The sequence below is a fragment of the Streptomyces roseus genome (assembly GCF_001044425.1).
Taxonomy (GTDB): Bacteria; Actinomycetota; Actinomycetes; order Streptomycetales; family Streptomycetaceae; genus Streptomyces; species Streptomyces roseus.
The window spans coordinates 37,396-45,546 of sequence record NZ_LFML01000078.1; the positions used below are offsets into that span (position 1 = coordinate 37,396).

Consider the following 8,151-nt stretch of genomic DNA (forward strand, 5'->3'; position numbering starts at 1 on the left):
CTACTCCCTCTCGCGGCGGGTGCGGCGGGCGGCGGGTCGGCGCCGGGGGCGCACCGGCTCGTCCTCGGGCTCTTCTTCCGGCTCTTCGTCCTTGTCGCGCCGGCCCTTGCCGCCGGTGAGGGAGTCGGTCACGGCTTCCACGGCGCCGCTGAGAGCGCCTTTGGACTTGCCGCGGGCGCCGGATTCGAGGGTGTCTCCGACGATGTCGGTGAGCTGGGCGGGAGCTTTGCGACCGGATTCGAGGTCGAGGCGGTTGCAGGCTTCGGCGAACCGCAGGTAGGTGTCGACGCTGGCCACGACGATCCGGGCGTCGATCTTGAGGATTTCGATGCCGACGAGGGACACCCGGACGAACACGTCGATGACCAGGCCCCGGTCGAGGATGAGCTCGAGGACGTCGTAGAGGCTTGCGGTATTTCCTCCGCCCGCGGCGGTGGTTCTGCTGAGGCTGTTTCCGCCCTGCGGCACCACGGTCATGGCGCTGTCCCTTCCCGGACGGTCCGCCCTTCGAGTTTCAGGCCGGCCGGTCGATCATGCCCCGGCTGTAGCTTTGGCGGCAGCCGTCGCCGGCGGTTACATACTGGGGCGCGCCAAGAAGGGCCGTCTGGCCTTCAGCCTCGCCACCTACGCCGCGGGCCGTCGTTTCGGCCTCGACCCCAAGGAGCTCGCTACCCAGGGTCTGAAAAAGCTGAGCGAGATGCCGCAGTTCGCCGACCTCGGCGACCAGGTCAAGGGTGAGGCGCTGGACGCCGGCCGCAAGGCGCTGGCCGCCACGGCCAACCGACAGCTCACCCGCCTTGCCGACACCCTCCACGAACGCACCCTGGATCTCGGACGCGGCCGCGAGGAAGCGGATGAGGACGAGGACGAGGACTCCGAGTACGAAGACGAAAACGACGGCGGGGCGGAAGGCGACTACGAGGAGGAGGAGTCCGAGGCCGACGAGGGTCGGCCCGAGGAGGACTACGAAGACGAAGACGAGTACGAGGGCGAGGACGAGTACGAGGACGATCAACAACCGGAAGAGGAGGACCAGGACAGCGAGAACGAGGACGAGGGCGCCGACGAAGAGGAAGAACCAGAAGAGGAAGAAGAGGAAGAGCCGGAGCCCGAGCCCGCGCCCCGTCGGCGTACGGCCCGCCGAAGCGCTGCCGCAGCCGACCGCGGCACCCCGCGCGGTACGCCGGCCCGCAAGACCCCCGCCAGGAAGTCTGCAGCGCCCGGCAAGCCCGCACCCGCCCGGAAGGCTGCTCCCGCTCGTAAGGCGGCACCTGCCCGCAAGGCGGCCCCCGCCCGCAAGAGCGCCTCCGCCGACCGGAGCGCGCCGGCGAAGAAGACGGCGCCGGCCAAGAAGAGCGCCGCTCGCCAGCCGGCCAAGAAGACCACCGCGAAGACCGCGGCGAAGTCCACCAGCCGCAAGACCGGCGCGCGGAGGTGACACCATGGCCACCACACAGCGCGACAGCGACCGCGACCGCGACCGCGACAACGGAAACGGCACCGGCGGCTCCCCGTCAGGGCTGGACCGCCTGATGGAGGAGCTCGGCGGCTTCCTCACGGCCCAGGCCGAGCACCTCGCCGACAAGGCCGTCGACAAGGTCGGCGACGTCACCGACCGCCTCTACGACGTCGCCGAGAGCGGCGGAGCCCTGCCCGGCATCGGCGCGCGCCTCCTCCAGGGCGACTCGCCGGTCAAGGCCGCCCTCGGCCAGACCGTGGACGGCATCAAGGACAAGGTCAAGGAGGCCGGCAGCGGCCTGCTGGGCGGCGGCAAGGGCAAGGGCCGCAAGGGCGGCGCCAAGGCCATGAACATCATGGAGGTCCTCGACGTCGGCCTCCCGCTGCGCACCACCTACGACCACTGGACGCAGTACGAGCAATTCAGCGGTTTCGCCAAGGGCGTCCGCAGCGTCTCCAAGGGTGATGACACCACGAGCGACTGGAAGGTCAAGGTCGGGCCCTCCACCCGCAGCTGGAAGGCCACCGTCCAGGAGCAGGTTCCGGACGACCGGATCGTGTGGACCTCGGAAGGAGCCAAGGGCACCACCCGCGGCTGTGTCAGCTTCCACGAGCTGGCCCCCAGCCTGACCCGCATCGTGCTGGTGGTCGAGTACTACCCCGCCGGTCTGTTCGAGAAGACCGGCAACATCTGGCGCGCCCAGGGCAGGCGCCTGCGCCTGGACCTGAAGAACTTCGGCCGCTTCGTCACCCTCACCAACGACGAGCCCGACGGCTGGCGCGGGGAGATCCAGGACGGAGAGGTGGTCGTCACCCACGAAGACGCCATTGCCCAGGAGGAGGAGTCGGACGAGGCGGACGAGGACGGCGGGGACAGCGAGGAAGGCGAAACGGACGAAGAGGGACCCTACGAGGACGAAGAGTACGAAGACGCGGCCGAGGAACCGGAGCAAGGCGAGGAGGAGGACGCCGAGGAATACCCCGAGGAAGAGGACGAAGAGGAAGCAGAGGACGAAGACGCCTACGAGGACACGGACCAGGACGAGGACGAGGACGAGGACGAGGACGTAGACGAGGACGTAGACGAGGACGTTGACGAGGACGAGGACGTGGAGGAGGAGGAAGAAGAGCCCCGACGGGCACGCCGGCGACGCTGAGGTCCGCAGGACCGTCCCGGCGCTGTGATCACGACCGCGCACACCGGAGCGGCCGACGGCACTGAGCCGCCGGCCGCTCCGGTCCGTCCGGGTCAGTGCTTGAGGGTGTCCTTGGCCTTCTGCACCGTCTGCTTGGCGTCCCCGGCCATCTGCTCGGCCCGGCCCTTGGCCTCGAGGCTCTCGTTGCCGACGGCCCGGCCCGTCGCCTCTTTCGTCTTGCCCTTCACGTTCTTGCCGACGTTCTTGGCCTTCTTCCCGGCGCCCATGGTCGCCACCTCCAGTCAGCAGAAGAAAGTCTTCATAGCGAGGGTATGCCGCACTATGCGCATTGAGTCGGGTAGGGGATGATTTTCCCCGGGCAATTCGTCACGGAAGCGGGAGACAGGCACCGGCCGGACGAGACCAGCGGCACCCGGGAGACGCGATGAGCTGGGCATCATGGACAACGCGCGGGATCTTCACCGGCCGGAGCGGTGTACGCACGGGCGAGGGCGGGCCGGTACTGAACGGCGAACTCGACGTCCACACGACGTGGACCGAAGACGACGGCCTCGCGCATGTGACCGTGCAGTACAGCGGCGCATCCGAATGGCTCCCGATGGCCGGAAGCCCCGTCGTCTGCTCCGACGAGCACGCGAGCCGAGACCTGCACGAGCGGGTCATCGCAGCCGTCCGCGCGGGGGAAGAACCCCTCGCCCCCTGAATGACGCGGACACACGCTTCTGGGTGTGGCTCGGCGGGCGAACAGCCGGGCCTTTCGGATCCTGTGGAGTGCGCCCGCGGACGGAATCGGTGCCGTGGCGCTCGCTCCACAGACACCCTGGTCAACGATCACCAGCGGCGGCAGGGAACCGGACGGACCGGAAAGGGAGCCTGCGTCTGCGGGAGGACCCTCGGCCGCGTGCTTCCAGACCCGTACGTACGTGGCCCTGGCCCCCCAGTCGCCGAGGTCTTCGGTGTCGGCGGTGTAGTCCTGCCAGGCCGTTCCCCGCTCAGCTGGATCGAGCCGAGCGTGCGCCGGTCTCGCCGCCCACACCGTGACGTGGGTCAACGCATCGACGTCCTGCCGGAAGGGATTCTCCGGATGGGCCGCCACGGTCGGGGCCTGTACGGATCCGAGGCGGGTCAGCCCGAGACGGGCCAGCGCGTACGCCACCGCTGTTTCCCCTTCATCGCCCCCGTCGGCGGGCACCCTGACACCGGCCCCCTGGTAGTAGGCCGCCTCGTAGAGGACGGATTCGACCGCCTTGCGGACGTCGTTACGCATGAGGCACCTCCGGGGGCTGCGGAGCCCGCCGGCTACGTATCCGGACCCGCTGCAACCACGCCTCCATCATGGCAGGACGCGCGTGCCGCGCCGCCGCGCGGACAGCGAGGCGGCGGCGTACAAGGGCGCGCCCGGATCGCCACCGGGGCCGGGCCCGGCGTCAGCCGGCCGTGCGGAGGCGGGTGGCCGCCGCCTCGGCCTCCCGGACCACGCGGTCCGTGTCGACGTCGACCAGCCGGCCGCCCAGCTTCAGGGGCCGGCCGTCCACGAACACCGCCTCGATGTTCTCGGGGCGCGCATTGAAGACGAGTTGGCCGATCCAGTCGAAGCGCGGGGCGAAGTTGAGGGCGGCCGGGTCGATGACCAGCAGGTCGGCCCGTTTGCCGGGGGTCAGGGAGCCCACCCGGTCGGCGAGGCCGAGGACTTCGGCGCCGCCCAAGGTCGCCATCCGCAGAACGTCGTGGACCTGCGGGAAGACCGTGGCCTCGGTCGTACGGGCCCGTTGCAGGCCGATGGCCGTCTTCATGAGGGCGTGGAAGTCCGACGTGTCGTTGGTTCCGCCGTCCAGTCCGAGCCCGACCTTGACGCCCCGGGGCCCTAAGTCGGCCAGCCGCATGACGCCGGAGGCCAGCCGCATGTTGCTGAGCGGGCAGTGGGCCAGACGTACGTCGTGCGCGGCGACGGCGGCGACCTCCGCGTCCGTCAGGTGGATGGCGTGGTTGATCAGCAGCCGGGGCCCGAGCGCGCCGATGTCGGAGAGGACGCCGATGGGGTCGTCGGCGCGCTGCTCGGGGCGTTCCAGAACATGGGAGTTGAGCATGACTCCCAGGTCCTGGGCGGTCTCCCAGTGGGCGCGGTTGTGCGATTCGGCGGACCGGGCCGCGTGGGTGGCGATCTGGAAGGCGCCCAGGGGCTCCGGATCGATGAGCTCCTTCTTCACCGTCGCGGCCAGCGCTCCGTCGGGCTCGGGCGGGTACATGGCGTAGGTGAATCGCACCCCGGTGCCGGCCAGGGCCCGTACGTAGCTCTCGACCAGGTCGTACGAGAAGATGTCCACCCAGTCCACCACCGTGGTCACGCCGGACTGGACGGCGTCGAGGGCGGCGAGCCGTACGAAGCTGCGGAGGGCTTCGGGGGTCAGGCGGCCGCGCTGGGGGCCTGTACATGCCTGGAACCATCCGAACAGGTCCCGGTCCGTACAGCCGCCGCGGATCATCGCCTGCCAGAGGTGGTTGTGGGTGTCGACGAACCCCGGCATGACCACTTTGCCCGCGGCGTCCGTCACCCAGGCGCCGGGCGGCGTCGCAAGCGCCGCGCCGACTGCGGCGATCGCGCCGCCGCGCATCAGGACGTCGGCGTTCTCGATGGCGCCGAGGGGGCCGCTGCCGATGCCGGGGTCCATGGTCAGCACGAGGGAGGCTCTGCGGAGCAGAACCGTACGGCTGCCCTGGACGGGGACGGCGACGGGGGGCGCGGGCTGGTCGACGAGGTCGGGGCGCTGCGCGGAACCGAGGACGAGCGGGACGGCGGCCAGTCCGGCGAGGAGATGGCGGCGGCTGAGGGCGGAGGGAGCGGTGGGGAACGAGCGCATGACGTGTTACCTCCCGAGGGCTCAGAACGGAAGGCCGCCCGGGCGGGACGCCGGACAGGGCGTCGGGCCGGGGCGGGGAGAACGTACGCAGCATGCCCAGCGGACGACCATTCGATAGACGTCAGCGGAAAACCTTTTCCGAAATGATGCGTTGCGGGTGGCCGCCGCCGGGATCCCCTCACCCGCGTTGACAAAACGGAACGATGCTCCGAATATTAAGGGGAGCAACGCTCCGTTTCGAATTGGCCGAGAGCAGGCCGCGCCCGGCCAACCGCCATGCCGTCTTTGGGTCGGCCCTGCCCAGGCTCCAGAAGGGAAACCCCTCGTCATGACGTCATCCACCGACATCAACGCCCGCACCGACACGGACACCGACACCGGCTTCGACGCGCCCGCCCCCGTCCTGTCGTACAGCCCTGTCGTCCTGCCCGTGCCCGGGCGGCCCGTGGACCTCCAGGTCCGCGTCTCAGCCCCCGCTGCCGGGACCGACCTGCCCGTCATCCTGCTCTCCCACGGCCACGGCGGCTCCAACAACCTCTCCTCGCTGAACGGGTACGCGCCCCTCGCCCAGCTCTGGGCGGCAGCCGGATTCGTCGTCATCCAGCCCACCCACCTCAGCTCCGGCACGCTGCGCCGTCAGCTCGCCGGTACGGCAGGAGGCCCCTTCTTCATCCGCTCCCGTGCGCAGGACATGAGCCACGTGCTCGACCGCCTCGACGAGATCGACAAGACCGTGCCCCAGCTCGCCGGACGCATCGACCACGACAAGATCGCGGTCGCCGGGCACTCCCTCGGCGGCCACACCGCCGCTCTTCTGCTGGGGGCGCGCAGCGCCGACCCCGAAACCGGGGAGGAAATGAACCTGACCGAGCCCCGGATCACGGCGGGCGTGCTGCTCGCCGCACCGGGCAGGGGCGGCGACGTCCTCAACGGATGGATGGCGGACAAGGTGCCGTTCCTCCACGACACGGACTTCTCCGCGATGACCACCCCCGCCCTGGTCGTCGTCGGCGACCAGGACGACTCCCGGCACTTCACCGACGTCGGTCCCGACTGGCACGCCGACCCCTACCGGCTCTCCCCCGCGCCCAAGACCCTGCTCACCCTGTTCGGCGGCGAGCACCTGCTCGGTGGCATCTCCGGGTACGACGCCGACGAGACCACCGATGAGAACCCCGAGCGAGTCGCCGCCGTCGCCCGCCTCACCTCGGCCTACCTGCGCACCCGGTTCCAACCCGGCGACCCGGCCTGGCAGTCCGCGTGCGAGGCGCTGACGACCGGGGCGGGGGCATCCGGACGAGTCGAGTCGAAGTAGACGACCACGAGCCGGCTCCATGAAGTCGGCCTGCGGCAGACGTCGAAAGTCCGTACAGGCGCAGCCGCCCGACCTTGGCTCCGTCTCCGCGATCAGGCGTTCGATCGCCAGATGGCGGCGTTGAGGACCGTCGCGAAGCACACCCATGCCAGGTAGGGCAGCAGCAGGTACGCGGCGACGCGGTGCCCGGCGTGGAAGAGGCGGATGGTGACGAGCAGGGCCGCGACCAGCAGCACGATGTCCAGCAGCGCGAACCCGTATTGACGCGCCCCGAAGAACAGCGGGGTCCAGGCGAGGTTGAGGGCCAGCTGGATGCCCCACCAGGTCAGCGCCCGCCGCCTCGTCCGACCCGCGGTGTGCCGCCACACGAGCCAGCCCGCGACGGCCACGGTGCCGTAGAGGACGGTCCAGACCGGGCCGAAGAGCCAGGCGGGCGGGGCCCAGACCGGGCGGTCCAGCTCCGCGTACACCTCGGCCGCGTTCGAGGAGGCCAGCGCACCCACTGCCGCCACCGCGTAGGTGAGCACGAGGAATCCCGCCAGGGCGGCAAGCGCCCGGGCACCGTGCTCAGGTGTGCTGCCTGGTACCGCTCCTGGTTCGGTTTCTGACATCGGGGCTCCGGGGTGGCGGGGGGATGCGGTCACGAGTACTTCCCTGCGGGTCGCTTTCCCGGATGCACCCCGCCTGCTCAGGTACCCGGACACGGCGGTGCATCCGTGTGGACCAGTGCCCGAACGAGGTGGCGCGGCTGGTCCCTTCCGGGCCGGCGCGCCACCGTGTACGTCGGCGCCGAGTATCGGGGGCGGATCCGGGGCACGGTCCGGACCGGGGCTCCGCCAGGATCCCCGCCCCGTGCGGCCACCTCCACGTCCGCAGACGTCGCCGGAACAGGAGCATCCGATGCGCCTCTACGCCCAGACCCGAGCACGTCGTATCCGCCAGGTGGTGGCCGATCTGACGGCCCTGGTCCTGATGGCGGTCGGGGTGTGGTTCGCGCTGGCCGTCCACGACGGGATCATGCTGCTGGCCGAGCCGGGGCGGAAGCTGGAGGACGCGAGCGGAAGTCTTGCTTCCGGCCTCGGGGACGCGGGGGACGCGGCGTCCCGGGTGCCGCTGATCGGTGATGTCCTGAAGAAGCCGCTGCGGTCGGCGGCCGACGCCGGCAACGGGCTGTCGGATGCCGGGCAGTCGATGCAGGACGCGGTGGGTCGTGTCGCCGACCTGACGGCGTTCGCCCTGATCACGTTGTCCGTGGCCTTCGTACTGGCGCTCTGGCTTCCCCCGCGCGTGCGCTGGATTCGGCGCAGCGCCCGGATCCGCGGGCTCCTCGACGCTCCCGGCGGCGGGCGGCGGGCGGCGGGCG

Annotated in this window: 9 protein-coding genes; 4 read left to right on the forward strand and 5 right to left on the reverse strand. The window is 70.6% G+C overall.

Going from position 1 to position 8,151, the window contains the following annotated elements:
• Positions 1 to 477, reverse strand: coding sequence for a gas vesicle structural protein GvpA (locus tag ACS04_RS20075; RefSeq protein WP_048478041.1), 477 nt, complete (start codon positions 475 to 477; stop codon positions 1 to 3).
• A 73-nt stretch (positions 478 to 550) separates the two neighbouring features.
• On the opposite strand from ACS04_RS20075, the gene ACS04_RS38220 reads away from it, so the two are divergent.
• Both ACS04_RS38220 and ACS04_RS20085 read left to right on the forward strand, forming a co-directional pair.
• On the forward strand, positions 551 to 1,438 hold the full coding sequence (locus ACS04_RS38220) for a hypothetical protein (protein ID WP_053080842.1): 888 nt from the start codon (positions 551 to 553) through the stop codon (positions 1,436 to 1,438).
• Between the two features lie 4 nt (positions 1,439 to 1,442).
• Positions 1,443 to 2,615, forward strand: a complete 1,173-nt coding sequence (locus ACS04_RS20085; RefSeq protein ID WP_048478042.1) for an SRPBCC family protein — start codon at positions 1,443 to 1,445, stop codon at positions 2,613 to 2,615.
• A gap of 92 nt (positions 2,616 to 2,707) precedes the next feature.
• Here ACS04_RS20085 and ACS04_RS20090 read toward each other — a convergent pair whose 3' ends face one another.
• From ACS04_RS20090 to ACS04_RS20100, 3 genes are all read right to left on the reverse strand, one after another.
• The gene (locus ACS04_RS20090; RefSeq protein WP_048478043.1) at positions 2,708 to 2,881 is read right to left on the reverse strand and encodes a CsbD family protein; all 174 of its coding nucleotides are present in this window, start codon (positions 2,879 to 2,881) and stop codon (positions 2,708 to 2,710) included.
• Positions 2,882 to 3,051: 170 nt separating this feature from the next.
• On the reverse strand, positions 3,052 to 3,882 hold the full coding sequence (locus ACS04_RS40450; RefSeq protein WP_158977343.1) for a hypothetical protein: 831 nt from the start codon (positions 3,880 to 3,882) through the stop codon (positions 3,052 to 3,054).
• 160 nt (positions 3,883 to 4,042) lie between these two features.
• Positions 4,043 to 5,473, reverse strand: coding sequence for an amidohydrolase family protein (locus ACS04_RS20100; protein WP_048478045.1), 1,431 nt, complete (start codon positions 5,471 to 5,473; stop codon positions 4,043 to 4,045).
• Between the two features lie 328 nt (positions 5,474 to 5,801).
• On the opposite strand from ACS04_RS20100, the gene ACS04_RS20105 reads away from it, so the two are divergent.
• Positions 5,802 to 6,788: an alpha/beta hydrolase family protein gene (locus tag ACS04_RS20105; protein WP_245236458.1), complete on the forward strand. Its 987-nt coding sequence runs from the start codon at positions 5,802 to 5,804 to the stop codon at positions 6,786 to 6,788.
• Positions 6,789 to 6,880: 92 nt separating this feature from the next.
• On the opposite strand, the gene ACS04_RS20110 is transcribed toward ACS04_RS20105, so the two are convergent.
• The gene (locus tag ACS04_RS20110; RefSeq protein ID WP_245236459.1) at positions 6,881 to 7,315 is read right to left on the reverse strand and encodes a TspO/MBR family protein; all 435 of its coding nucleotides are present in this window, start codon (positions 7,313 to 7,315) and stop codon (positions 6,881 to 6,883) included.
• A 373-nt stretch (positions 7,316 to 7,688) separates the two neighbouring features.
• On the opposite strand from ACS04_RS20110, the gene ACS04_RS20115 reads away from it, so the two are divergent.
• Positions 7,689 to 8,151: hypothetical protein (locus ACS04_RS20115; RefSeq protein WP_048478047.1), on the forward strand; the 463-nt coding region annotated here is incomplete at its 3' end.

Excerpts from the sequence above, each read along its gene's own strand:
- ACS04_RS20075 (WP_048478041.1), bottom strand. The coding sequence starts at position 477 with ATGACCGTGGTGCCGCAGGGCGGAAACAGCCTCAGCAGAACCACCGCC.
- ACS04_RS20085 (WP_048478042.1), top strand. The coding sequence starts at position 1,443 with ATGGCCACCACACAGCGCGACAGCGACCGCGACCGCGACCGCGACAAC.
- ACS04_RS20105 (WP_245236458.1), top strand. The coding sequence starts at position 5,802 with ATGACGTCATCCACCGACATCAACGCCCGCACCGACACGGACACCGAC.
- ACS04_RS40450 (WP_158977343.1), bottom strand. The coding sequence starts at position 3,882 with ATGCGTAACGACGTCCGCAAGGCGGTCGAATCCGTCCTCTACGAGGCG.
- ACS04_RS20100 (WP_048478045.1), bottom strand. The coding sequence starts at position 5,473 with ATGCGCTCGTTCCCCACCGCTCCCTCCGCCCTCAGCCGCCGCCATCTC.
- ACS04_RS20090 (WP_048478043.1), bottom strand. The coding sequence starts at position 2,881 with ATGGGCGCCGGGAAGAAGGCCAAGAACGTCGGCAAGAACGTGAAGGGC.